The 24,995-nt window shown below is 36.9% G+C and carries 28 protein-coding genes; 19 read left to right on the top strand and 9 right to left on the bottom strand.

Translation table 11 applies throughout. The features are described from left to right. Positions 1–38 precede the first annotated feature (38 nt). The 7 genes from QNH20_RS15330 to QNH20_RS15300 all read left to right on the top strand — a co-directional run bounded on the left by QNH20_RS15330 (position 39) and on the right by QNH20_RS15300 (position 4,619). Positions 39–917 (top strand): LysR family transcriptional regulator, encoded by an 879-nt coding sequence (locus QNH20_RS15330; protein ID WP_283918867.1) that lies wholly within the window; start codon positions 39–41, stop codon positions 915–917. 137 nt (positions 918–1,054) lie between these two features. Beyond that, positions 1,055–1,423, top strand: a complete 369-nt coding sequence (locus QNH20_RS15325) for a CidA/LrgA family protein (RefSeq protein WP_283918866.1) — start codon at positions 1,055–1,057, stop codon at positions 1,421–1,423. After that, positions 1,423–2,121: an LrgB family protein gene (locus QNH20_RS15320; RefSeq protein WP_283923421.1), complete on the top strand. Its 699-nt coding sequence runs from the start codon at positions 1,423–1,425 to the stop codon at positions 2,119–2,121. The genes QNH20_RS15325 and QNH20_RS15320 overlap by 1 nt, the downstream gene beginning before the upstream one ends. 86 nt (positions 2,122–2,207) lie before the next feature. Beyond that, the gene (locus QNH20_RS15315; protein WP_283918865.1) at positions 2,208–2,417 is read left to right on the top strand and encodes a hypothetical protein; all 210 of its coding nucleotides are present in this window, start codon (positions 2,208–2,210) and stop codon (positions 2,415–2,417) included. Between the two features lie 152 nt (positions 2,418–2,569). Continuing rightward, the gene (locus QNH20_RS15310) at positions 2,570–3,418 is read left to right on the top strand and encodes an ABC transporter permease subunit (RefSeq protein WP_283918864.1); all 849 of its coding nucleotides are present in this window, start codon (positions 2,570–2,572) and stop codon (positions 3,416–3,418) included. After that, complete coding sequence (locus tag QNH20_RS15305) at positions 3,419–4,342, top strand: ABC transporter permease subunit (protein ID WP_283918863.1); 924 nt, start codon at positions 3,419–3,421, stop codon at positions 4,340–4,342. 109 nt (positions 4,343–4,451) lie between these two features. Further along, complete coding sequence (locus QNH20_RS15300) at positions 4,452–4,619, top strand: hypothetical protein (RefSeq protein WP_283918862.1); 168 nt, start codon at positions 4,452–4,454, stop codon at positions 4,617–4,619. Between the two features lie 84 nt (positions 4,620–4,703). Here QNH20_RS15300 and QNH20_RS15295 read toward each other — a convergent pair whose 3' ends face one another. The 3 genes from QNH20_RS15295 to QNH20_RS15285 all read right to left on the bottom strand — a co-directional run bounded on the left by QNH20_RS15295 (position 4,704) and on the right by QNH20_RS15285 (position 7,763). After that, positions 4,704–6,041, bottom strand: a complete 1,338-nt coding sequence (locus QNH20_RS15295) for an APC family permease (protein ID WP_283918861.1) — start codon at positions 6,039–6,041, stop codon at positions 4,704–4,706. Positions 6,042–6,276: 235 nt separating this feature from the next. Continuing rightward, the gene (locus QNH20_RS15290; protein WP_283918860.1) at positions 6,277–7,104 is read right to left on the bottom strand and encodes a Cof-type HAD-IIB family hydrolase; all 828 of its coding nucleotides are present in this window, start codon (positions 7,102–7,104) and stop codon (positions 6,277–6,279) included. 209 nt (positions 7,105–7,313) lie between these two features. Further along, positions 7,314–7,763, bottom strand: a complete 450-nt coding sequence (locus QNH20_RS15285; RefSeq protein WP_283918859.1) for a S1 domain-containing RNA-binding protein — start codon at positions 7,761–7,763, stop codon at positions 7,314–7,316. 625 nt (positions 7,764–8,388) lie between these two features. Between QNH20_RS15285 and qoxA the strand changes: the two genes are divergently transcribed. The 4 genes from qoxA (at position 8,389) to qoxD (ending at position 12,208) form a co-directional block, all read left to right on the top strand. Continuing rightward, positions 8,389–9,306, top strand: coding sequence for a cytochrome aa3 quinol oxidase subunit II (qoxA, locus tag QNH20_RS15280; protein ID WP_283918858.1), 918 nt, complete (start codon positions 8,389–8,391; stop codon positions 9,304–9,306). A gap of 71 nt (positions 9,307–9,377) precedes the next feature. After that, positions 9,378–11,321: a cytochrome aa3 quinol oxidase subunit I gene (qoxB, locus tag QNH20_RS15275; RefSeq protein ID WP_283918857.1), complete on the top strand. Its 1,944-nt coding sequence runs from the start codon at positions 9,378–9,380 to the stop codon at positions 11,319–11,321. A 3-nt stretch (positions 11,322–11,324) separates the two neighbouring features. Then, complete coding sequence (qoxC, locus tag QNH20_RS15270; protein WP_283918856.1) at positions 11,325–11,921, top strand: cytochrome aa3 quinol oxidase subunit III; 597 nt, start codon at positions 11,325–11,327, stop codon at positions 11,919–11,921. Positions 11,922–11,923: 2 nt separating this feature from the next. Continuing rightward, entirely contained in the window at positions 11,924–12,208 is a 285-nt protein-coding gene (gene qoxD, locus QNH20_RS15265; protein ID WP_283918855.1) for a cytochrome aa3 quinol oxidase subunit IV, read from the top strand. 38 nt (positions 12,209–12,246) lie between these two features. On the opposite strand, the gene QNH20_RS15260 is transcribed toward qoxD, so the two are convergent. Next, on the bottom strand, positions 12,247–12,492 hold the full coding sequence (locus QNH20_RS15260) for a hypothetical protein (RefSeq protein WP_283918854.1): 246 nt from the start codon (positions 12,490–12,492) through the stop codon (positions 12,247–12,249). Between the two features lie 434 nt (positions 12,493–12,926). Between QNH20_RS15260 and QNH20_RS15255 the strand changes: the two genes are divergently transcribed. The 3 genes from QNH20_RS15255 to opuFB all read left to right on the top strand — a co-directional run bounded on the left by QNH20_RS15255 (position 12,927) and on the right by opuFB (position 15,973). Beyond that, positions 12,927–13,241, top strand: a complete 315-nt coding sequence (locus QNH20_RS15255; protein WP_283918853.1) for a thioredoxin family protein — start codon at positions 12,927–12,929, stop codon at positions 13,239–13,241. 253 nt (positions 13,242–13,494) lie between these two features. Continuing rightward, positions 13,495–14,463, top strand: a complete 969-nt coding sequence (locus tag QNH20_RS15250; protein WP_283918852.1) for an ABC transporter ATP-binding protein — start codon at positions 13,495–13,497, stop codon at positions 14,461–14,463. Next, a complete protein-coding gene (opuFB, locus tag QNH20_RS15245) occupies positions 14,456–15,973 on the top strand; it encodes an osmoprotectant update ABC transporter permease/substrate-binding subunit OpuFB (protein ID WP_283918851.1) in 1,518 nt (505 codons plus the stop codon). Before QNH20_RS15250 ends, opuFB begins: the two co-directional genes overlap by 8 nt. 142 nt (positions 15,974–16,115) lie before the next feature. On the opposite strand, the gene QNH20_RS15240 is transcribed toward opuFB, so the two are convergent. From QNH20_RS15240 to guaC, 3 genes are all read right to left on the bottom strand, one after another. Continuing rightward, positions 16,116–16,799, bottom strand: coding sequence for a Dph6-related ATP pyrophosphatase (locus QNH20_RS15240; RefSeq protein WP_283918850.1), 684 nt, complete (start codon positions 16,797–16,799; stop codon positions 16,116–16,118). Between the two features lie 480 nt (positions 16,800–17,279). Then, positions 17,280–18,263 (bottom strand): ring-cleaving dioxygenase, encoded by a 984-nt coding sequence (locus tag QNH20_RS15235; protein ID WP_283918849.1) that lies wholly within the window; start codon positions 18,261–18,263, stop codon positions 17,280–17,282. Positions 18,264–18,558: 295 nt separating this feature from the next. Next, complete coding sequence (gene guaC, locus QNH20_RS15230; RefSeq protein WP_283918848.1) at positions 18,559–19,542, bottom strand: GMP reductase; 984 nt, start codon at positions 19,540–19,542, stop codon at positions 18,559–18,561. A 247-nt stretch (positions 19,543–19,789) separates the two neighbouring features. On the opposite strand from guaC, the gene QNH20_RS15225 reads away from it, so the two are divergent. The 3 genes from QNH20_RS15225 (at position 19,790) to QNH20_RS15215 (ending at position 21,433) form a co-directional block, all read left to right on the top strand. Beyond that, entirely contained in the window at positions 19,790–19,924 is a 135-nt protein-coding gene (locus QNH20_RS15225) for a hypothetical protein (RefSeq protein ID WP_283918847.1), read from the top strand. A gap of 39 nt (positions 19,925–19,963) precedes the next feature. Continuing rightward, complete coding sequence (locus tag QNH20_RS15220) at positions 19,964–20,113, top strand: hypothetical protein (protein WP_283918846.1); 150 nt, start codon at positions 19,964–19,966, stop codon at positions 20,111–20,113. Between the two features lie 318 nt (positions 20,114–20,431). After that, entirely contained in the window at positions 20,432–21,433 is a 1,002-nt protein-coding gene (locus QNH20_RS15215) for an LLM class flavin-dependent oxidoreductase (protein WP_283918845.1), read from the top strand. Between the two features lie 156 nt (positions 21,434–21,589). Here QNH20_RS15215 and QNH20_RS15210 read toward each other — a convergent pair whose 3' ends face one another. Beyond that, positions 21,590–22,417 (bottom strand): EcsC family protein, encoded by an 828-nt coding sequence (locus QNH20_RS15210; protein WP_283918844.1) that lies wholly within the window; start codon positions 22,415–22,417, stop codon positions 21,590–21,592. 96 nt (positions 22,418–22,513) lie between these two features. Here QNH20_RS15210 and QNH20_RS15205 point away from each other — a divergent pair, with 96 nt between their 5' ends. Beyond that, positions 22,514–22,678, top strand: coding sequence for a hypothetical protein (locus tag QNH20_RS15205; RefSeq protein WP_283918843.1), 165 nt, complete (start codon positions 22,514–22,516; stop codon positions 22,676–22,678). A gap of 64 nt (positions 22,679–22,742) precedes the next feature. On the opposite strand, the gene serC is transcribed toward QNH20_RS15205, so the two are convergent. Continuing rightward, positions 22,743–23,840 carry a 3-phosphoserine/phosphohydroxythreonine transaminase gene (gene serC, locus QNH20_RS15200; protein WP_283918842.1) on the bottom strand — a complete coding sequence of 366 codons (1,098 nt, stop codon included), beginning with the start codon at positions 23,838–23,840 and terminating at the stop codon, positions 22,743–22,745. 333 nt (positions 23,841–24,173) lie between these two features. On the opposite strand from serC, the gene QNH20_RS15195 reads away from it, so the two are divergent. Next, the gene (locus QNH20_RS15195; RefSeq protein WP_283918841.1) at positions 24,174–24,713 is read left to right on the top strand and encodes an HXXEE domain-containing protein; all 540 of its coding nucleotides are present in this window, start codon (positions 24,174–24,176) and stop codon (positions 24,711–24,713) included. Positions 24,714–24,995: the final 282 nt, after the last annotated feature.

Below are 24,995 nucleotides of genomic sequence, written 5' to 3'. Positions count from 1 at the left end.
TATGTAAACTAAAAATGAATTTTTAGAGGTGTATTGATTTGGAATTAAGACAATTACAATTTCTCATAGAGGCTGCCAAGCATAAAAGCATTACAAAAGCTGCAGAAAATATGCATATTTCTCAGCCGGCTTTGAGCAAGTCCATCATGGCATTAGAGGAAGAGCTTGGCATGACTCTGATTATTCGCACCAATAAGACGAGTGATTTAACAGATGCAGGTGAGGTGGTAGTAGATTATGCCCAGAAGATAATCGGCCTGCTTGATGAAATGAAAACTACTTTAAATGACATGACAAACCTAGCAAGGGGGCAGATCAATATTGGGCTTCCTCCTTTTATCGGAAGTTTATTTTTCCCAAAGGTAATGGCTAAGTTTCATCATGCTTACCCCAATATAGAACTGAATATTACCGAGTATGGTGGTGCAAGGGTCGTAAAGAGTGTTGAGGAAGGTGAATTTGAGCTTGGTGTAGCGGTACTGCCACTTGATGAACAGCAATTTAATGTATATCCCATTGTTGAGGAGGATATGAAGCTGTTAGTCTACAAGGAACATCACTTAGCCAGAAGGAAGGTAGTTGATATAAAGGAATTAATGAATGAGGAGTTTATTTTTTATCATGAAGAATTCGCACTGTATCAAATTATGAGAAATCATTTCATTTCCGCTGGTTTTGTGCCGAAAATCTTGTTTAAAAGCTCTCAATGGGATTTGATGACTGAAATGGTGGCAGCAAACCTTGGAATTACGATTCTTCCCCAATCTATATGCAACAGGGTGGTAAACACGGATATTAAGGTCATCGATCTCAAGCAAGAGATCCTTTGGAGGCTGGCAGTCCTTACAAAGAAAGATCGTTATATCTCCAATGCCGGAAGGACATTTATAGATTTTATCTTGAAAGAGCCATTATAACTTTTAGTTATGAAAATCATTCTGAATATGTATTTTACGAATAACGAAAATCAGCGTACCATTACTCTATAGTTAATTTCGTGAGGCAAAAGAGAGGACATTTACTCCTTTTTTGCAAATAGAAAGGATTATTTTCGATGAAACTTGGAGTAATTATTATACAAGTATTATTTTTACATGTGTTTTTATTTTTAGGAGCGGCGCTAAAAGAAGTATTTCCTCTCCCAATACCAGCATCGATGTTCGGATTATTTCTCCTTTTTCTGGCACTTTACTTTAAAATCATAAAGCTGGAGTGGGTGGAGAAGGGTGCTAATTGGCTGTTGGCAGAATTGTTGCTTTTCTTTATCCCGTCAGCAGTAGGGATAGTGAATTATGATGAAATTCTTAGCATCCAGGGAGCCGAGATTGTTGTGTTAATTGGGATAAGCACTGTCATTGTTATGGGGATGACGGCGCTGATTGCGGAAAAAATAACCGGAAGGAAAAGGGGTGAACTGCATTGATGATGATTGTATTTTGCATTGTAACGTATCTCATTTACCGTTTTTCAAAAATGGCATATGGAAAATGGAGCATTTCACTTTTTCATCCATTATTGCTAGCACCAATCCTTTTAATTATCCTGATTTCAGTTACGAATGTTTCAGCTAATCAATACATGAACGATACCAAATGGCTGACCCATTTGCTCGGACCGGCTACGGTTGCTTTTGCAGTACCGATCTATAAGAATTTGGCCATTATAAAAAAATATATTGGTACCATCATTATCAGTATCACATTTGGAACGTTGGTAGCGATTTTTTCATCCTATGGTTTGTCAAAATTGCTACACTTACAATATGACTTTATTATTTCTATCCTACCAAGGTCCATTACAACCCCGATTGCAATTGAGGTGTCGAAAGAAATCGGCGGTCTGCCTACTTTGACGACTGTTTTCGTGATTATCACAGGTATTGTTGGCGGTGTCGTCGGCCCAACTGTGATTAAATCACTGTCCATTAAAACACCCATTGCCAAAGGGCTCGCTCTTGGAATGGGCGCTCATGGTGTTGGAACAAATAAAGCGATGGAATATGGAAAAACAGAAGCTACATTTTCATCTCTAGCCATGATTTTTGCGGCATTAATTACCTTAATCTGGGGCGCACTGCTGATTCCTTCTTTAATGAATTTAAATATACATCATCTCTTTTAGAAAAGATACTTTTAACGGTATACGAGCCCTTTTCTATGAAAAAATGAGAGAAAGGGATCCGATAGAGATAATAGGATCCAGTTTCTATGAAAAAAATAAAAAATAGGGATCCAATAGAGGTTATAGGAGCCTGTTTCTATAAAAAAATGAGAGAAAGGGTTCCAATAAAGATTATAGGAGCCTGTTTCTATAAAAAAATGAGAGAAAGGGTTCCTATAAAGAATATAGGAGCCTATTTCTATGAAAAAAATGAAAGAAAGGGTTCCTATAGAGGTTATGGGAGCCTGTTTCTATGAAAAAATTAAGAGTAAGGTCTCCTAGTAGGATCCAGTAAATGGGATATTTTCAGGAAACAATAGCCAAATGAGAGAGAAATAGGTATAATTAATTTACTGCCTATTTATTTTATTAAAAAAACACTTATTATTATTATGAAGAGGATGTACCTATGAACGTGGTAAAAAAACTTGGATCCCTATTATTGCAGTGTATCATCGGTGTGGAAGTGCTTATCCTGATCGCTGCCTTTCCTGTATTATTTGCGAACTTAACCATTCATTTAAAGGAATATTTTCATGCCATCATGGAGTTAAATGTAAAGGTCTTTACTTTAGGAGATTTTTTTACAGCGGATGGCGCTAATTCGTTATTTCCGTTTATTTTCGATCGGTATTTTGAGTCTATGAAAATACTTGGTTTAGGTATCGTAACAGCTTGTTTGATTGCTTTTCTCATTTCATATCTATCACTTATCGTGTTTCGAAAAAGAATAAAAGTAATTAAATATGTACTTGAGTTAGCAGAATCAATCCCGGATTTAATGTTTATTCTGTTATTACAATTGGTAGTCATTTTGATTTATCAAAAAACCGGAATCAAGCTGGCTCAAGTTGTTTCGATTAGGGAAAAGGCTGTTTTGTTACCGGTTATTAGCTTAAGTATACCGATTAGCTTTTACATAACAAAAGTCATTATTCATTACATTGAAGAAGAATTGGAGAAACAGTATATTACCTTAGCTAAAGCAAAAGGTTTATCTTTCCCCTATATATTAAATCTCCATGTTCTTAGAAATATCGCTGATGGGATGTTCGGAACCTCAAAAACTATTTTCTGGTCGATGCTTTCAACATTATTGGTCGTTGATTACTTGTTTAATATGAATGGCTTGCTCCGAGTAATGTTAACCGGCAAAGATCCATTTATTATCGGCTGCATTTTGATCTTTGTTCCATTTTTTATTCTTTATCGAATATATGAATGGATCAGCTTTGACAACAGAAAGGATATTGGGTAGATGGCTATTTTTTTACTAAAGAGAAAAAGATTTGTTGTTAGTGTTCTATTTCTGGTCACTCTTTTTACCTGGAGTATCATAAATAACGGGGAAATAGAACAGGTAATGTTTAATACAGATAAAAGTGGAAATCTCTTGAATGCACCTCCATACCCACCATTTACGGTATTTCTACTTGGGTCTGATAGATTAGGATATAGTCTTGGGCAGATGATGATAGCCGGGGCAAAATACACCATTGGTATTACCCTCATTGTATCCATTCTAAGGATGGTTTTATCGATCATTTTGAGCGCCCTTATCTATTCATTAAAACCAAGAGTATACTCCGTTTTGAAAAGCATTTTTGAACCATTTTCAGTCGTTCCACAAACCATTATTGCGTTTTTTATCCTCTATAGTGTGTTGTGGATGCCGATTGATGGGTTTCCAAATCCTTTTTGGCAACGGGCATTATTTGAAACGATTATTTTGGTAATCATTGCTATCCCGAACCTCACGATTCAGCTTTCAGGTGAAATGAGACAAGTAGAAAAAGAACCATTTATTGAGGCAACAAAAATACTTGGGGCAAGTAAGACTAGCATCTTTTTCAAACATATCGTTCCACATGTTTATGAAAAGTGGATTTTGCTTTTTGGTCAACAATTTATTCAATCACTGCAGCTTTTGGCTCATCTTGGTTTTTTGAAACTTTTCTTTGGTGGTTCATTCATTGCCTATGGCGATGCAATTGATCCGCCACGGTCGATTTCGTATGAATGGTCTGGGGTCATTGGTGACAGCATTAGCTATCTATTTTCAGACCAATGGATAATTTTGGTACCTATTCTCTTTTTTGTATTAACAGCCATTAGTGTGGCATTCATCAACGATTCAGTGAAAGCCTATTTTCAAAGCAAAGCAATTAATCAAGCTAAATAATATATAGAATAGAGAATACTATGATTCTATTAGAAGGGCATGTTACGAGATAAATGGGAAGCAAATTCATTGTTTAAATTTTAACCAACCAATTAGGGGGAGAAAGGCGATGCTGCGGAGTGTAATCGTCGTTACGGACGATGAAGCAAGTATCAAAAATGCGGTTAGAGAAGTTTTAAGGTCTAAACATAAAGGGTTTGAAGTTGCTCTTGATTTAACGAGAATAAAAGATAAACATCGAAAAAAAGAAATCATGAAGCTGTTAACAAAGTATTAGCTGAGTGCCCAATTACATATCTAATGCTTATATAAAAAAAACGAGCCTAACCTATTTTGGGGGCTCGTTTTTCTATGAAAAAATTTAATTATTCTCGACAAATTGATATTCAGGCGGCATAACCTTAAATCCTTTTGTAATCCAAAGAAGCACGCCAAACCCAATGGTAAACCAGGATAGTCCAAAAAGGATGGCTAATTGATCGAGACTGAACCATAGATAAAACAAGAAGACAAGTCCGATAATAGGAAAAATTACATATCCAATGAAACTGGTTCGTTTCATCCTTTGTTTATTTTTAACATAATACATAATAACAGAAAGGTTCACAAATGAAAAAGCGGTAAACGCTCCAAAATTAATTAGCGATGTTGCAACAACCAAATCCAAAAATAGTGCACTTAGTGATAATAGACCGATAAAGATTAGATTGAAAATTGGTGTTTGCGTTTTTTTATCAAGGTAACCGAACCATTTTCTTGGTAGAACACCATCTCTTCCCATCGCATACATTAACCTCGATGCACTCATTTGAGAGGCAAGCCCAGATGCTAGAACGGACACAAGGGCACCACTTGTAAAAATAGATTGAAAGAGGATGCCTCCTATATGCTTCGCAATTTCAGGTGAGGCCCCTTCGATATCAGTGAATACAGAGACGTCTGGATATAGACTTTGCATGAAATACGTCACTATGATGAAAAAAATACCGCCAATCAAGGCAATTAAAAAGATGCCTTTTGGGATATTCTTTTCAGGACTGATGGTCTCCTCAGCTAAAGTGGTGACTGCATCAAAGCCAAGAAAGGAAAGTGCTAAAATCGAAGCACCCGAAAATAATAGACTTAGTTTGATATCTTCTGAATAGAAAGGATTTAATGTGAATCCTGAATTTACATCACCGTTGATTGTACGAATGGTTAAAACAACAAATAATATGGCGACAAGTAATTGAAATAGAACAAATAGCATATTGGCATTCACAGCAATTTTGACTCCGGAAATGTTCATGATCGTGATAGTTAATATTAACCCAAGGATCCAAACCCAGGCAGGAACACTTGGAAAGCTTGCTGATAAATAGATTCCTGCTAACAAAGCATTGATCATCGGTAAAAACAAGTAATCTAGCAATGCCGACCAGCCGACCAAGAAACCAAGTTGCGGATTCATCGTTTTCTTTGTGTATGTATAGGCGGATCCTGCTTCAGGAAAAATTTTTACCATTTTTCCATAGCTCAATGCAGTAAATAATATTGCAATTGTAATTAAAATGTATGAGGCCGGGACATGCCCATGTGTTTCATTTGATACAACCCCAAATGTATCGAAAACCGCAAATGGTGACATATAGGCCAATCCCAAAAATACTATGGGGACTACACCAAGCGATCGTTTTAAAGTACCTCGTGATGACTCCAACGAAAATTCCTCCTCTTTGTAGCATGAAAATTATTTTATATGAATTTTTATTCAATGTGAAGATGTTTTTTTTTATAGTTTAAACAGTTAAGAAGATAAGATTAAAAGAAAGGAAATGACACCATATTAAAAGAAAAAGCCTCCACACTATTGTGAAAGCTTTCATCATCGACTTATTCATTTCAGTAAATCTAGTTTGCCAAATACCAGGTATCTGATGCAAACGGCTAATTTGTTAATTTGCCGGCATTTCCACTTCATTTTTTAGTAATGATAATAGATGACGAACAGCATAGGCAAAACCATCTTCATCATTGCTCTTCGTGATGATATCGGCTTTTTGCTTGACATGGAGCGGTGCGTTTTCCATCGCTACTGATGTTGTCGCTACTTCAAATTGGGCAAGGTCGTTGCCACCGTCTCCAAAAGCAATAATTTCATCAAAGGTTAGATTCATCATATCCTGAAAACGTAATAAAGCCTTACCTTTATGGGCTTCGCTTGAAGTAATTTCCATATTATTTGGGAAAGAGGAAGCCATTGAAATAGCAAATTTATCAGCTAATACAGCTTTCACTTCAGCTATTTTTTCTTGGTTATCAGGGTGAACCAAAGCAATAAGTTTATAGATTTTTAGATTGTCTTTTTCAAGAATTTCATCATAATTGAATTCTTGAAAAAGGCGTACAAGTTCTTGATTCGTTTTCCCATGTAATGGGGGCAAGGTCGAAGGAAAGCCGCCATGATTTGTATAAACGAGAATTCCCACACCTAATCCCTTTAAAATTGAGAATATTTCCTTATAAGTTGTAATAGATAAAGTCGCTTCAAACAGCAACTCTCTAGTTTTTGAGTATAAGACAGAACCATTGACACAAAAAATAGGAACCTCCATATTTTGAATCGCCTTTAATTTAATCACATCTGCGTAAGCACGACCAGTGTTCAAAATTAGGCAATGACCTTGATCTTGAAGTTCGTTTAAGGCTTTTACATTCTCTTCCGAAATTTCATGTTCTGAGTTTAATAGCGTACCGTCTAAATCAATAGATAAGCATTTCATAGTTTGTGATAATTCCTTTCCATACAATCTTATAGACTACTATATCAGATTTATCCGCTTAGAGGTCTGCCAAAATAATGATGAATGAGTTCCATACAGCATTGATTCACATGGTAAAATTTTTTTAAAACGTTTAATCCTAACGTAAAAGGCAAGCCTGTTTATATAGGCTTGCCTAAATTTATATTGAGATCTATAAAACGCAGTAGTTATCCGCGTCTTCCGCCTCGGCCGCCACGTTTTGACTCGGTGTTACGCTTAAGGCTTGATAAATTCTCTTCACTTGACTTCAAAAACTTATTCATTTTATCTTCAAAACTTTCCTTCGGTTTGAAATTACCCTTTGAACGAAAGTCTTTAGAACGGTTATCTGACCTTCCTTGACGTGGTGGGCGTTGTGAATAAGAAGAGGTTTGTCCCTCAGGTCTTTCGATCGCTTTTTTGATGGATAAGGCAGTTTTTCCGTCCTTCTCACTAATTACTTTTACTTCGACTTGGTCTCCTACTTTGAGATGATCATTCACATCTTTTACATAGCTGTCTGCAACCTCACTAATATGCACTAGGCCTGTTGAGCCATCCGGTAATTCTACGAATGCTCCAAAATTAGTGATACCTGTTACTTTACCTTGTACTTTACTGCCTACTTCGACTGACATTGAAATATAGTTCCCCCTCAATAATGTTAAAGACACTTTATTATAACAAATATTTTCGAAAAAGAATATCACCATTATTTTTGAAGGTTGGCTGCAAATAGACTCTATCAGGGGTTAATCATTTTACTTTTAAAAAGATTAACTGAACTAGAGAATTTCACCTACTCCATTTTACCTGATTTCTAAGTATTATTATATACACTATCAAAAAGGTACCATAGAATGTGAAGTACCTTTTGTTATTCTAATATATTAAAAAAATTTTCATTTGATTACTTAAAATCCAAACTTTGATTCGTCGTTATTCTAAAGCTTTGATCCCATATGTATATAAAATTATATTCCTATTTTTTTCTATAGATTGTTAATTTCAACCATATTCGAGGTGTAGCTGTACACCGAAACCATATATAATAGTAAATCCTCATCCAAAAAGCCAATGATTTGCTCTATATTTCTCTATTGAAAAAGGGATTATGAACATTCAGTGACATATTCTACGAATGTGTGTCTTTTCCTCTGATTAGATATTAAGATATAGCAAAGGTGTGATTTTAATCACAGGGTTGCTTAATTAAAAATGCTATTGGTTTTCTAGAATAATAGAAAGGGGAATAAAAAAATAATGAAATGGGTTTTATTGACGTTTATTTTTACTATAGCCACTGTGCTAACAGGTTGCGAACCGTTAATGGTCTTGGATCCAAAAGGGCCGCAAGCTGAAACACAAGCCAAGGACATCATGTTGTCTATCGGAATTATGTCGTTCATAGTCCTTGTTGTTTTTGCTATTCTGATATTTATGTTAACAAAATACCGTGCTTCTAAACAAAGCAAAGATTATGAACCTCCTCACATTGAAGGAAATATTTGGGTTGAAACGATTTGTGTTGGAATTCCAGTATTAATTGTAATTTTCCTTTCAATAGTGTCTGTTCAAAGTAACAATATAGTTGAGGCCACCCCGAAGGGATACGGAGATAAAGAACCATTAATTATTTACGCTTCCTCTTCAAATTGGAAATGGCATTTTAGTTATCCTGAAGAAAATATAGAAACGGTTAATTATTTGTATATTCCAACAGATCGTCCAATTGAATTTAAACTTTATTCATATGGACCAATCACCAGTTTCTGGATTCCACAGCTTGGAGGACAAAAATACGCAATGTCTGACATGGTCAACACACTTCACTTAGCGGCAGATGTTCCAGGTGAATACATGGGCCGAAATGCAAACTTTAGTGGAAAGGGCTTTGCTGAAAATACATTCAATGTCAAAGCTATGTCTGAAGATAAATTTGATGATTGGGTCAAAGAGGTTAAGAAAACTGCTAAACCACTTACAGAAGAAAAATTTGCTAAACTTTTGGAACCAGGCCACTTGGGGCAGTCCACATACACTGGGACGCATTTAGAATTTTTGCCGCCGCCAGAAGGGGAAAATGGTGGACATAACCATGGGTCAAGTCATTCTTCTAAAGCGGAAAAGCATGATAATTCTAGTGAAACTAGTTCTGAATCAGAACATCATCACCAATAATAATTTTCGAGTTTAATAATTACTAGTTATAGCTGATAAGTAATATATCTCTGGAAAGGAGTTATAATTAGATGGATTTCTTTGATCGTTTTGCCATACCACATGCAAGTCCTGCAATTTACGCATCGATGGTTGCCATTGGACTAACTGTTATCGCCATTATTGCCGGCTTAACCTATTTTAAAAAATGGGGTTATCTATGGCGGGAATGGTTAACGACCGTTGATCATAAACGGATCGGAATTATGTATTTAATATCTGCTCTTTTAATGTTATTCCGCGGTGGGGTAGACGCGATTATGATGCGGGCGCAGCTGGCTGTACCTGATAATAAGCTGCTTGATGCCCAGCATTATAATGAAATTTTCACAACACACGGAATTGTTATGATCATCTTTATGGCAATGCCATTCATTATGGCTTTGATGAACTTTGTTGTGCCATTACAAATTGGGGCACGTGATGTAGCGTTTCCACGCTTAAATGCCCTTAGTTTCTGGTTATTCTTCATGGGCGCAATGCTATTTAATATTTCTTTCGTTATCGGCGGGTCACCTGATGCAGGCTGGACATCGTATTTCCCTCTGGCAGGAACTGAATTTAGTGAATCAGTAGGATCGAATTATTATATGATTGCAATTCAGATTGCTGGTCTTGGGACATTAATGACAGGGATAAATTTTATCACGACGATTCTCAAAATGAGAGCACCTGGGATGAAATTGATGAAAATGCCAATGTTCACCTGGGCTTCTTTAGTAACAAATGCGATCATCGTTTTCGCATTCCCAGTATTAACAGTTTTACTGGCAATGGGAACAATGGATCGTTTGTTTGGAACTCACTTCTTTACAACAACTAATGGCGGTATGGATATGCTTTGGGCAAACTTCTTCTGGGTTTGGGGACATCCTGAGGTATATATCTTAATTTTGCCGGCATTCGGGATTTATAGTGAAGTCATCTCGACGTTTGCTCGTAGAAATCTCTATGGGTATAAATCAATGGTTGGCTCTATGGTGATTATTTCACTTCTCTCATTCTTAGTCTGGACACACCATTTCTTTACAATGGGTCAAGGGGCACTGACTAATAGTATCTTCTCGATTACCACTATGGCGATTGCTGTGCCGACAGGGGTCAAACTGTTTAACTGGCTGTTCACGCTTTGGAAAGGAAAAATAGAGATTACTACTCCAATGCTGTATTCTTTATTATTTATTCCAACCTTCACGATTGGCGGAGTAACAGGGGTTATGCTTGGTATGTCTGCTGCGGACTATCAGTACCATAACACAATGTTCTTAGTCGCTCACTTCCATATGGTTATTATTCCTGGTGTCGTATTTGCCATGCTTGCTGGCCTTACGTTCTATTGGCCAAAAATGTTTGGATTCATGCTGAATGAAAAAATTGGGAAATTGTCGGCATGGATCATTGCCACAAGCACTCTTCTTGCATTCGTCCCAATGTTTTTCTCAGGCTTAGATGGGCAGGCACGTCGGATGTACACTTACTCTGAATCAACTGGATTTGGACCATGGAATATGGTTTCGTTTATCGGAGCTGCTGGACTAGCTGTAGGTTTTGCGTTAATCGTATACAACATCTACTACAGCACACGCTACGCTTCAAGGGATATTTCTTCTGATCCATGGGATGCACGTTCTTTAGAATGGGCAACACATACTCCGGTACCTGAATATAATTTCGCCATTTTGCCGCAAGTGAAATCATCTGAAGCATTCTGGGATGCGAAGAAACATGGTCATGAGTTATTCCAAGGTGAATATGAAAAAATTCATATGCCAAATAACAGCGGTGTACCGTTCATATTGAGTTGTATCTTTTTCGTTTGGGGATTCTCCTTTGTATTCAGCCTATGGATTCCGCTTATTCTAACAACCATCGGAATTTTCGTTTGTATGGCATACCGTTCATTTGAGAAAGATCATGGCCATTACATTACCGTAGCAGAAATCGAAGAGACAGAAAATAATTTGCGAGGTGCTTAAGAAATGAAAATTGATAACTCGCTGCCGCTTGAATATAGTACCGAAGAAAATAGTAATAAAATATTGGGCTTTTGGATTTTCCTTGGTGCGGAAATTATGCTTTTTGCAACACTTTTTTCAGCCTATTTTACATTAGTGGACCGTACGGGAAGCGGCCCGACCGGCGCAGAGATTTTCGAAATTACTCCCGTTTTAATTGAAACAATTTTGTTATTAACAAGTAGTTTTACCATAGGTCTTGGAATCCACGCGATGCGGTTAGGCAATAAGAAAGCGATGCTAGCATTCTTTACTATTACACTCATCTTAGGTCTTGGGTTCTTAGGTTTTGAAATATTTGAGTTTGTTCATTATGTACACATTGGTGCAGGACTTCAAACCAGTGCATTTACAGCGATTCTTTTAACTACATTAGGGACGCATGGAGCGCACGTAACATTTGGCTTATTTTGGGGATTATTTATCATTTTGCAAGTAAAAAAGCGCGGGTTGACCCCTGAAACAGCCAATAAATCATTTATTTTCTCGCTTTACTGGCATTTCTTAGATGTAGTTTGGATCTTTATTTTCAGCTTCGTCTACCTGAAAGGAATGATGTAAACATGAAAGAGTTATTCCCGATGAAGCAGGTGATGGGTTTTGTCTTTTCATTACTCCTTACTACCATAGCACTGGCTGTTTATTTTTTAGACATGTCTATTACAACTGGCATGACCATTCTCCTTGTAACTGCCTTTATTCAAGCAGCCGTACAGCTGGTAATTTTCATGCACGCAGGTGAAACGGAGGACAGGGGAGCCATCTACACGAACATCTATTACGGACTCATTATCGCTTTGGTTACAGTATTCGGTACATTATTGTCTATGATTTGGGGTTACATTTAATAGGGAAACGAAAAGGAGCGTCAATTGTCATGACGCTCCTATTTTTTTTTAGTCGGTGCTAATTGAACTCCTTTTTCTGCTGTTTTCAGCATTTCTTCTGTTGCGACGAAAAATACTCCCATGAGAAAGATGAAAACGGCCCCCATAATAATCCCAATGGAAATGCCAGTTAAATTGCTGTAACCGTTTACAAAGGAACTATAGAAAAAAGTTAAAACTCCAATTGTTAGTAAAATGACGCCGGAAACCTTTACAGTATTCAAGATTTTTGCATTTAACTCCATATTTCTCAACCCCTTTTTATATATTATTCCTCTTGTTCACAAAATTGTCAAAATTATTTTTAAATAATGGTTGAAAAAATTCGGAATGTAAAATATCTCCCTTTATGTTAAAGTCCTAAAAAAAATGTACCTAACAAAAGGCAATCTCAAACGGTGGGAACGAATATAAGAAGAAATAAAAGGAGAGGATGTTTTGGATGTCAATCAGCTATTATCAAAAGAAAATTTGAGCAAAGTAAATCAATTTAGAAATATAGCCCGAATATCATTATAGGTATTTTCGGTATTTAACAAAGTGGTTTTTATTAATGGTGCAAAATCGAAAAAGTAATAAGTTTTTTTCAAAAGAAGGTTTAATTCCTTGCTTTCTATCTAAAATGATTTTAATCTAAGACAGAGCTTTATACTATACAATGAATTAGGGGAGAAAGAGCATGAAACAAGTAAAAACAGAGCAAGAATACCGTGAGCAAATCACAAAAGATGAACTAACTGTGGGTATTTTTACAACTACATGGTGTCCGGACTGCAAACGATTAGAGTTGTTCATAGATGAAATTATCGAGGAGAATCAAAACAAACAATGGATGAAAATTGACCGCGATGAATTTCCGGAAATTTCTGAGGAACAAAATGTAATGGGAATACCTTCTTTATTGGTATTTAAAAATGGTGAAAAATTGGCTCACTTACATAGTGCCAACGCAAAAACACCAGATCAAGTTAGAGAATTCTTAAACAATCTTTAACTACACCCTCATGGGGTGTTCATGAGAACAAAAAAGTGCCAGGTAACCGCCAAAAAATGAAAGGTGCCTAGCACTTTTTTTACTGGAACAGTAGATGGAAGGACAATTCTTAATTTTGCTTGGCTACATGACCTCATCGGAATACGTTTTCTTTTACTCAACGACTACTTCCCTGTTATCTTAGTAACAAGAATAAATTTCCTGTGAAAGGTGATGAAATCCAGTATAACAAGATTGAATGAGGAGTGAGAGAATGATCCGCTTTGAAAAGGTAACAAAGCGATACCAAGATGGCACCAGTGCTATTAGGTCCATTAATTTGGAAATAAAGGAGGGGGAGTTTTTTGTCATCATTGGACCAAGCGGCTGTGGGAAAACCACGCTTCTCAAAATGATGAACCGACTAATTGAATTATCTGACGGTACCATTTTTGTCGATGATAAAAAAATTAGTGACTATAACATCCACGAGCTCCGCTGGAACATGGGATATGTTCTCCAGCAAATTGCGCTATTTCCCCATATGACGATAGAAGAAAATATTGCGATTGTCCCTGAATTGAAAAAATGGAGCAATGAGAAGATTCGGCAGAGAACTGATGAATTGATGGAAATGGTGGGTTTACCGCCGGAAAAATATCGAGGCCGAAAACCAAAAGAGTTATCTGGCGGCCAACAGCAAAGAGTTGGTGTGATACGTGCACTAGCCTCGGATCCCGGAATTTTGCTAATGGACGAACCATTCAGTGCGCTTGACCCAATTAGCAGAGAAAAATTACAGGATGACATCCTTGAACTACAGCGAAAAATTAATAAAACGATTATTTTCGTTACCCATGATATGCAGGAGGCAATCAAGCTTGGAGACCGAATTTGCCTCATGAAGGATGGAGAAATTGTTCAAGTAGGGACACCTAAAGAAATTATCAATAGGCCGGTCAATGATTTTGTCCGAGATTTTGTGGGAACGCAATCAGTTACAGTAAAGGAGAATGTCCAGTTAGAAAACATCATCGATCAACTTATAACCACCCAATGCCCGTCACCTTCTGCCGTAACAATTCCAGCATCAGCTTTGTTAAGAGAGGCCCTTATATTGTTAACTGAGCATGAACAATTGTCAGTGGAAAAAGAAGGTCAAATAATCGGTACAATAACAAGACAAACAGCATTAAAGTTTATGGCAGATGGTTTGCAGGAAGGAGGTCAAGGCAATGGATAAATTTGCAGATGTTTTCAAAGAAAGACAATCGCAATTGTGGAGTGCCTTGCTTGAGCATATAGAACTCTCCCTTATTGCTTTGTTTTTTGCAATACTAATTGCTATTCCCCTCGGAATCTATTTGACAAAAAAGCAAAAGATTGCAGAGGGGATTATCGGCATTACCGCCATCCTTCAAACGATTCCATCATTAGCCCTTTTAGGCCTGTTAATTCCTTTGTTTGGCATTGGAAAAGTACCCGCGGTCATTGCATTAGTGATTTATGCATTGCTACCGATCCTTAGAAATACATATACAGGAATCAAAGAGGTAGATCCCTCGCTAATTGAAGCAGCAAGAGCGATGGGGATGAACAGAAGACAAAGATTATTAAAGGTAGAACTCCCCCTAGCCACTCCCGTAATAATGGCGGGAATACGAACGGCCATGGTTTTAATAATAGGAACAGCAACGTTAGCTGCGCTAATTGGCGCTGGAGGATTAGGAGACATTATCCTTCTTGGGATTGACAGAAATAATTCATCCCTGATTGTTCTTGGAGCTATTCCAGCAGCAGTTCTTGCCATTCTTATTGACGTATTCTTGAGGCAATTTGAACGAGTATCTTTCAAAAAATCATTGATTACTTTTGGTGTAATGGCTTCTGCTGCAATCCTGATTATCGCCATTCCGTCCATTATAAATCATGACCAGAAAAAAATTGTCATTGGCGGGAAACTTGGTTCAGAACCGGAAATATTGATTAATATGTATAAACTGCTAATCGAGGAAGATACAAACCTAAGTGTTGAACTTAAACCAGGACTTGGGAAAACTTCGTTTGTTTTCAATGCTTTAAAGTCTGGTAGTATTGATGTGTACCCTGAATTTACTGGAACGGCCATTTCGGAATTTTTAAAAGAGACGGCAGTAAGTACGGACAGAAGACAGGTGTATGACCAAGCACGGACTGGCTTGTTAAAAAAATATAATCTGGAAATGTTGGAACCAATGAGTTACAACAATACGTATGCATTGGCAGTCCCTAAGTCGTTAGCTGAAAAGGAAGCTTTGAGGACGATTTCTGATTTGTATAAAATGAAGGACAGCGTAAAGGCAGGTTTTACCTTGGAGTTTGCTGATCGAGAGGATGGATATCGCGGGATTCAAAAACTTTATGGAATCACATTTGATAACGTTAAAACTATGGAACCGAAACTCCGTTACAATGCGATTAAATCAGGGGATATTAACTTAGTCGATGCGTACTCAACAGATAGTGAATTAAGACAATATAATCTTTCTGTTTTAGAGGATGATCAGCATCTTTTTCCTCCATATCAAGGTGCACCTTTATTAAGGAAGGAAACGGTTCAACAATATCCGGAAATCAAGGCAGCTTTGAATAAGCTTGCTGGAAAAATCACTGACAATCAAATGCGTGAGATGAATTATCAAGTAAATGTAAACGGTAAAAGCGCCAAAGAAGTTGCCAAGAAATTTTTACAAAAAGAAGGGTTAATTAAATAAATATACTAAACCTCAAGAACTTTTCATGAGGACAGAAATGAGGAGGTAAAGTTAAATCCTGGAACCATAGTTATACTAGAAACATCTTAAATAACAGGAAAAATGAGCTTAGAGAAATGTTCTCTAAGCTCATTCCGTATCTCTACTTACTACTTTCTACAAGACGATAACCCTTAAACTCCAGTTTCTTGGTAGTTTCAAGCTGAAATACTTCCCCTTGCTCCAATTGAATCCTTTTTGAAAAAAGAGGTCCGTCAAATACAAAGGAATGATATTCACCTGATTCTCCCATTGGGCAAATCGTTGTCTTTTGTACATCTTGTAAGAATGATTCATTGATAATCCTGCCGAGCCAGGATTCATCCAATACATCTTCTCGTACTCGAATAACAACTGCTTCATAGCCAGAGCGAACATAGGTTTCAAGTGCTTGAATTGACGCTTCCTTTTCCATCCAAAGCGGATAGATAGCCTCAACACTAGCGGCGTCAGCAACTTTTTCACCCCATTCACGGTGTCCTTCTAAGTATAAATCTCCATAGGCGATACCGGTGATTCTTTCTTGATTTTTTAAAAATTGGATAGTTTGTACAAATTGATCGGTATAGTCTTCGTAGGAGCATTCGATAAAATAAACAGGAATAGATAGTGCTTCTCCTTGTAATTTTATCATTTCTGTTCGTTCTCCATGACCAAAAGTTCGACCAAGTTCTGTAGGTACGGTTGTAAGTAAGGAAACAATCTCATATCCTTGCTTAATAAGAGTATCCAAGGCTAAACAACAATCTTTTCCGCCACTCCAAGATAACACAATTCGTTTTTTCAAGAGGTATCATCCTTATTTAACATTTATTTGGTTTATTAGATTAGTAAAATAATTTATAAAGTAATAGTTAATTAACCTTTTCTTCTGAAATGTCATGCTCTGAGTTAAGTAACGTTCAGTCTAAATCAATTAAGATACATTTCATTTTGTTCCTTATTTCCTTTCTATATGTTTCTATTAAACTACTATATCAGATTTACCGTTTTCCTGTCCTAACTAAGAAAAATGGGGGAAAGGTACTCTTAGCTGTTCAAATAAGAAAAGCGCAAGCGCCCGTTCTGCGGCGTATAGACTAGAGCGCTTCGACTGAGATAAAGGAAACACGAAGAGCGATAGCGATTCGATGTTGACTTATCGTAGGGAGAAGAGCGAAGTCTACTAGCCGTTGGGCGCTGGAGCTGGACAATTCTCAAAGTTCAGTGATATAAATTCTGATAAGATAAAAAAACAGGGCAAATAGCCCCGCCTGATGTTGAATGTTTAATTGTATTCTTTTACAAATTCCTTTGTACTCCTCACAGTATCAATCGGGCGAACAAAATTTTCAATTTGACTTCGTTTTGGTTCTAAAAATGGTGGTAAAGATAATTTTTCTCCAAGTGTTTCATAGGGTTCATCTCCCATAAATCCAGGGCCATCTGTAGCAAATTCAAATAAGATTTGTGGAGCAACTCTTACGTACAACGACCCGAAAAAGTAGCGATCGATAAAACCGGAGGTACCGAATCCAAAGCCTTCTATCCGTTTCATCCAATCTTCCAAAACCGTACGGTCTTCAACACGGAAGGCCGCGTGGTGAACGGTACCAAATCCTTGTTGTGCTTGTGGGAGAATGGCATTGTATTCGACAACTACTTGGGCACCGTTACCACCTTTACCAACTTCAAATAAATGAAATGAGCCTTCTTGGGCGATTTCGTCAAATAAGAGTACTTTTACCATCATTTCTTTAAAATAATCAAAGTTAGCCACGCGAACAAAGAGGGGGCCTAAACCAGTAATTGCATATTCTAATGGAATTGGTCCTTTTTTCCATGGTATACCGCTCACAATACCATTATTGTGTTCATCTGAAATTAATTGGTACTGTTGGTCATCAAAATCAACAAAAGAAAGCGTCTTTTTGCCAAAAAGTTCTTTGATACCTGTATGCTTAATTTCTAACCGATCAAAACGCTTTAACCAATACTCAATGGCGGCATCACTTGGTACGCGGAAGGACGTTTTTGATATTTGATTCGTCCCATGTACCCCTTTAGGAATGCCGGGAAAATCGAAGAATGTCATATCTGTACCCGGACTGCCCGCATCATCAGCAAAAAATAAATGATACGTTTGGATGTCATCTTGATTTACCGTTTTCTTTACCAAACGCATCCCTAATACATAAGTAAAAAATTCATAATTCTTTTCTGCGCTGCTAGTTATTGCTGTAACATGGTGAATTCCTTTTAAACCGTTCATTTTATACCCTCCAATGTACTTCATTTTGTGCATATCCATATTATTATCAGTTTATGCATGTTCACTACTCAAGAAATTAGGACATCCTATTATTTGACTTAAACTTATAAAAATAAGGTATTTTGATTGGGTGATTTCCTTTAATTAAAATATCTTTAATTCGAGATAAATTGTATCATGCTTCCTTTTAACTGTCAATGGATATGATGGGGTAGAAGAGTACTCCTAAATAAAAAAGATGAGCAAGAATTGAATAATCTTGCTCACCCACCGAATAATTTTTCAAAATAGACCATTAATAAATCTTATCACCGTTAAAAATGGAATTTTTCACAACGACATAATCTACATTGCGGATTGCTTCTAACTTGTTTCCACCGGCATAAGAAATCGATGATTGAAGATCTTGTTCCATTTCTGTCAAAGTATCGATTAATGATCCCCTGTACTCGACATACATTTTTTTACCTTCTACATTTTTCTTTTCGCCTTTTTGAAATTCTGAAGCGGAACCGAAGTATTCTTTAAAAAGTTTGCCGTCTTTCTCAATGGTTTCTCCTGGAGATTCTTCATGGCCAGCAAATAATGAGCCAATCATGACCATCCTTGCCCCAAATCTGACAGATTTAGCAATATCACCATGTGTCCGAATACCACCGTCAGCAATAACAGGCTTACTTGCTGCCTTTGCACACCAGCGCAATGCAGCTAATTGCCAGCCGCCAGTTCCAAAGCCAGTCTTAATCTTAGTAATACATACCTTTCCAGGTCCAATGCCTACTTTTGTCGCATCTGCACCAGCATGTTCCAATTCTCTTACAGCTTCTGGTGTTCCGACATTTCCAGCAATAACAAAGCTTTGAGGTAAATGCTGCTTGATATGCTTAATCATCTCAATTACTGCATTGGAATGACCATGTGCGATGTCAATCGTAATGAATTCCGGTGTAAGCTGTTCCTCTGCTAATTGTTGGATAAATTGATATTCTTCCTCTTTGACACCCACGCTAATAGAGGCGAACAATCCACGTGATTTCATATCTTTAATAAAAGAAAGTCGCTTCTCTGGTTCAAAACGATGCATGACATAGAAGTAACCATTTTCCGCTAAGTATATAGAGAGCTTTTCGTCGATAATCGTTTGCATATTTGCAGGTACTACAGGCAATTTAAAAGTATGACCGCCTAAGGTTACGGATGTATCACACTCAGATCGGCTATTAACTATACATTTTGCTGGAATCAATTGAATATCTTCATAATCAAACACATTTTCCATGAATCGCACCCCTAAACACGAATATTTGAGAATAATAATATATAATTGTTCGTACATTTGCTAATTTACATCATTTTTATTACTATGTCAAAGGTTAAAATGTTTATTTTTATAAAAATTACAGCCATGTTATCAAAAAAACCTCCGAACATACTGAATCTAGCGATGGACAACATAAAAAATTAAAAAGTTATCAATACTAAACGTGATTGCAGCCCAAAAAGCAGCCATGAAAGGAGAGTTAGAAATGGATCAAAGGGGTAAAACTAACGATCCTGCCACAGCAGAATTAAATAAGGCACTAAGAAAAAGTAAACCTAGGAACAACATAAAGATGAGTGAAGCAGAGCTGCGGATGAAAAATCAAGGAAAGAAAAGCTAAGGAAAAAGCACAACAAACCTTATTATTTGGAGGAAAACTATGGAAAGAAGAAATCCAATTGAGTTTACTGGGAAGGTTCTAGATCAAAGAAATATCCTTACTGGCCCTGATGATTCGGGAAAGGGGTCATATCCAAAACTCCCTAAACATGTCTCTATTCAGCAGTCAAATAATAAAAAGGGTAAATAGCATTTGGGTGATCGTCGAGAAGACAGGATAATGGTTGTATTAAAGAGGGGGAATATGCCTCCTCTTTTTGGTTGGAACAGGAGAAGAACTCAGTAGAAATAAATTAATGAGAGAAAGGTATCCAATAAAAAGGGGTTATTGGAGCCCGCCTCAAAGAGAGCTAGCGAGAAAAAGCTGTACAATAGGGATATTGCGACCAAAAAATCAACATATCCAAATGTTAGTATGATTCCACCATGGGCAGATAAATGTGATTCTTGCATACCAATTGTTACTATAGGAATAGTGAATATCAAAAAAGAAAGGACAAATGCAAAAATGGCAACTATTCATATTCCTGTTTCTGTCTTAAATCTAGCCCCAATCCGCAAGGGCCAGGGTCCAAAACAAGCGATTGATGCCATGGTGGATCTTGCAAAAGTGGTCGAAAAAATGGGATATCAACGATATTGGATTGCAGAGCATCATAATACTCCAACACTTGTCAGTTCTGCTACTTCTATTTTAATCAAGCATACTTTAGATCATACCAATCACATTCGTGTTGGGTCCGGCGGTATCATGCTGCCTAACCATTCCCCATTAGTAGTGGCCGAACAATTCGGAACGATGGCCACAATTTATCCAAATCGTGTCGACCTGGGGCTAGGCCGTGCGCCTGGTACAGACATGATGACCGCAAACGCCTTAAGACGTTCGAAAAATGATTCTGTTTATACATTTCCAGATGATGTTAATGCCTTGCTCACTTATTTTGGCCCGGAAGATCAGCAAAGTTATGTAAGAGCCTATCCTGGTGTTGGTACGTATATTCCAATCTATATCCTCGGTTCGTCTACCGATTCAGCTTACTTAGCAGCAAGATTAGGTCTGCCATATGTATTTGCTTCCCACTTTGCACCGAGGTATATGGAAGAAGCGATTTCTATTTATCGTGACCGCTTCCAGCCATCTGAGTATTTGGAAGAGCCATATATGATGGTATGTTTAAATGTGATTGCATCGGAAACCGATGAAGAGGCAAAATGGTTATCAACAACGATGCAGCAATTTTTCCTGAATGTGGTACGTGGTTCGAGGAATCAGTTGCTTCCGCCTGTTGAGAATATGGATGAGATATGGAATCCTATGGAAAAAGAAATGGCCACATCAATGTCCAATGTGACGCTGATGGGAAGCAAAGATACAGTTAGACAACAATTGACTAGTTTTCAAGAAAAATACAACGTAGATGAACTAATGGCCGTATCATATATTTACGATCTTGAAAAACAAAAACGATCGTATCAAATATTGAAGGAAGTTGTGGACGGAAAATAAAAAGTAAGTTAATAGTATTAAACAAAATCACGTTAGGTTCTAGATGATGAACTATTAATCGCTCTTTTTTTGTAAAAAAGCTAACGAAAGGCATGTACAATTCATTCCGTACATGCCTTTTGATATAGCGATGGAGCATTCATTCTTATGTCCTGATTATGCCTGCAGTTTTTCCAATTGATTTATCCTCTCTATTATTCTCCGTTTTCGGTATAGCATCATTCCTGTTTCGGCAACATCGCCAATTGATGATCTATTTATGAATGCACCAAAAATGATTCCAGTAATTGGGATAATTTGAAAAAGTTTTTTCCAGCCTAAATTATCTCGAAAAGTAGTAACAACTTCACGCCATCCTTGCAATTGAGAAATCATTTGTTCGTTCTGCTTGTCTTGATTAAATGTAGAAAGATCCTCTAAAATAGCCTTTTTCCCAACAATATCTGAAGAGGTAAATTGCAGACATTTTACAATGAATATTCTTTCCGACTTTTCTTTCGGGTCATACCCATAACATAGGGAAATCTCTTGTAAAACTTTTAGTGATAATCCAAGGAGGAGTGGGATATCAATAGCCAGGGTAAACAATCCGCCAATCCCTGTTGTTGCCCCTTGAATAGTAGCCATTTTTGTTCTAGAGTTTCTTATTTCATTTGCAACCTCATCCATCGTGGTGATCGGTAACAGCTCTAGTTGATTAAGGCTAATGATATTCCGTTCCATTGAAGAATCCTTGGAAGTAAACTTTTTTAGAATACTTTTCTCACTTATTAAATATTTCCCGCCCGTCTGTATGAAACTACCTAATTCATCAATCATCAGCCCAATTTTTTCTTGAATAAATTTTGGAGTTAGTTTATCAAGGAACACGAATGGCAATCGTCCAATTTTCTCCCAAAACCATAAACCCTTTTGGTTCTTTTCCCATTTTTCTATCTTTTTCAATTCCTTCTTTAAATAATCAGCTGATTCAACTTTTGTCAAAACATATCAACTCGCATTCGTCATATATAAATATCTTTGAATGAATATACGTACAAAAATAAAACTAGTTTCAACTTTTTAAGGTGAAATATTCCTTTGTCACAATTGTTTATAAATAATGCTTGTAAAAACCTAAAAGATAGGGAAGAAGTATTTTTAGACGTCCATGAAAAGGCTTTGGAAGGAACAGCTAAGAAGGATAAATTACGGAAAATGGAGAAAGTTCTTTCTGATGAGGTGAATATTAACTTAATTCATTAGATAAGTGGAGGCAATTCATTTTAAAGAATGCCTCCGTTTTGTTGATTATTAGGGCTTGAAAAGTTTAGCTATGATCCTTTTGGAATTGAATCATAAACTCCCTGAATGCTTTACACGCCTCAAAAGGAACAGCATTGTAAGCTGATACGCGGCATCCGCCGATGGAACGATGGCCATTTATCCCTATAAAGCCTTCTTGTTTAGCTTGCTCCAAGAATTTCTTTTCTAAATCTTTCGTTTTTACGGTAAAGGTAATATTCATTAGAGAACGACTATCCGGTTCAGCATGACCACTGTAAAAACCATTACTAGCATCGATTTCGTCATAAATCAGTTTTGCTTTTTTGTCATTTTGCTCAGCAATTGCAGTTAATCCACCTATTTCACGTGCCCAGGTAAGGACCTCTCCCAGCATGTATATGCCAAAGGTTGGGGGTGTGTTATACAAGGAGTTGTTCTTAGCATGCGTACTGTACTTTAACATTGTTGGGATATTGGTGTTCGCTTGTTCAAGTAAATCCTTGCGTATAATAACAACTGTCACACCAGATGGGCCGAGATTTTTCTGGGCACCTGCATAAATGAGGGCAAACTTGCTGACCTCAATCGGTTTAGAGAGAATATCACTTGACATGTCTGCTATTAATGGAACATCCCCGGTTTCAGGGAAGTCCTTCCACTGTGTCCCAAAAATCGTATTGTTGGAAGTAAGATGTAAATAAGCATCACCAGTATGATACTGCACATTTTCAACGTTTGGAATCCTGCGATAGTTGCCTTCTTTTGTGGAAGCAGCATGGTAAACATCGCCAAATAATTTTGCTTCGGAGAATGCCTTTTCAGACCAAGAACCGGTCATAACATATCCAGCTTTTTTCCCTATTTGTAAAAAATTCATAGGGATCATTGAAAACTGAAGACTAGCTCCGCCCTGAAGAAATAGAACTTCATAGGTATCCGGGATAGATAGGAGTTCCTTTAAGCTGCTAATCGCCTGATTATGTACTTCCTCATAGGCCAGGCTCCGATGGCTTAACTCCATTACTGACATTCCTGTACCACGAAAATCAATCAATTCCGCCTGAGCTTTCTCCAGGACGGAAATAGGTAAAGCGGATGGACCAGCATTAAAATTGAATGCTCGGTGTGTTTGCAGTTTCATTTTTCCTCACTCCATTTTTTATTTACTTGAATATATCATATTTTTTTAATATTAGGAAAATTAAAGCGGTTACATTATAAAAATAAATATTTAAGGTGTAGTGATATGTAACGTAGAGAGATTGTTAACCTAACCTAACAAGATTTTTAGTTAAATCGGGATGCGATTCAGCATATATTTAATAGATTTGTTCTAGGAAAAAAGTTATTTTCCAAACCATTTTAATACATATATACTATATAATGGGAGATGGGGATTTGATTACGATACAACTTCATTTAGAAATGCTAATTAATCTTTTAGAAAATAATTAATTTAGGAGAGATGCATAGAATGTTAGATTGGGTCAATTCGAAAATAAGCCTCGAAACTTTGATATGGCTGTTTCCAATTACTTTTTTATTGCATGATTTTGAGGAAATTATTTTTGTTGAGTCATGGTTTAAAAAGAACTATGCAAGATTAGAACCAATGGTACCTAAAAGAATGAAATCGGTGTTTCAAGACTTATCAGAAACGACCGCAGCAAGATTTTCAATTCCCGTCTTTATGCAATTTATTGTCTATATCGTTGCTTCCTATCTCGTAGTTGAACAACAAATTTATGATATATTTTTGGGTTTAAATGTACTATTATTTCTTCATGTTTTTACACATCTTGGGCAGTCCGTATTTTTTCGTTGCTATGCCCTTGGAGTAGGTACAGCCATATCAATTACGTTGCCCTATTCCCTTTATTTGTTTTATAGGCTTATCAATGAAACCATCATTGGATTTGATGAATTGATTTTAAGTCTCCCTTATGGATTGATTACCATTTTGATTGTTTGGTTTGGCCATAGAATTGCACCGATAATTCTGCCTAATAATTAGTTAAATAGGAGTAGCATGTAACCGAATCTTCAAGAAAAAAGGACCTTTTAATATGTCCAAGTTAAAATATGAGTGCAATTTACTTACCGAGTATTTACTTTTGACATTCTTAATGCTCGTAAACTTTTCAAAGTGGATATCTTAGCTGTTACCTTGGTCACAACAGAAAAGATTCACACTCTCCGTACGAGAATAGTATAAGGCATGATTAGCCGAATCCTTTCCCTGATACAAAAACAATTAACACTGTTTGCAAATTTGTACAACTGTTGTTTTTTCTTA

The organism is Neobacillus sp. WH10, from assembly GCF_030123405.1.
Lineage (GTDB): Bacteria > Bacillota > Bacilli > Bacillales > Cytobacillaceae > Neobacillus.
This window is presented reverse-complemented; position numbering and strand designations above follow the sequence as displayed.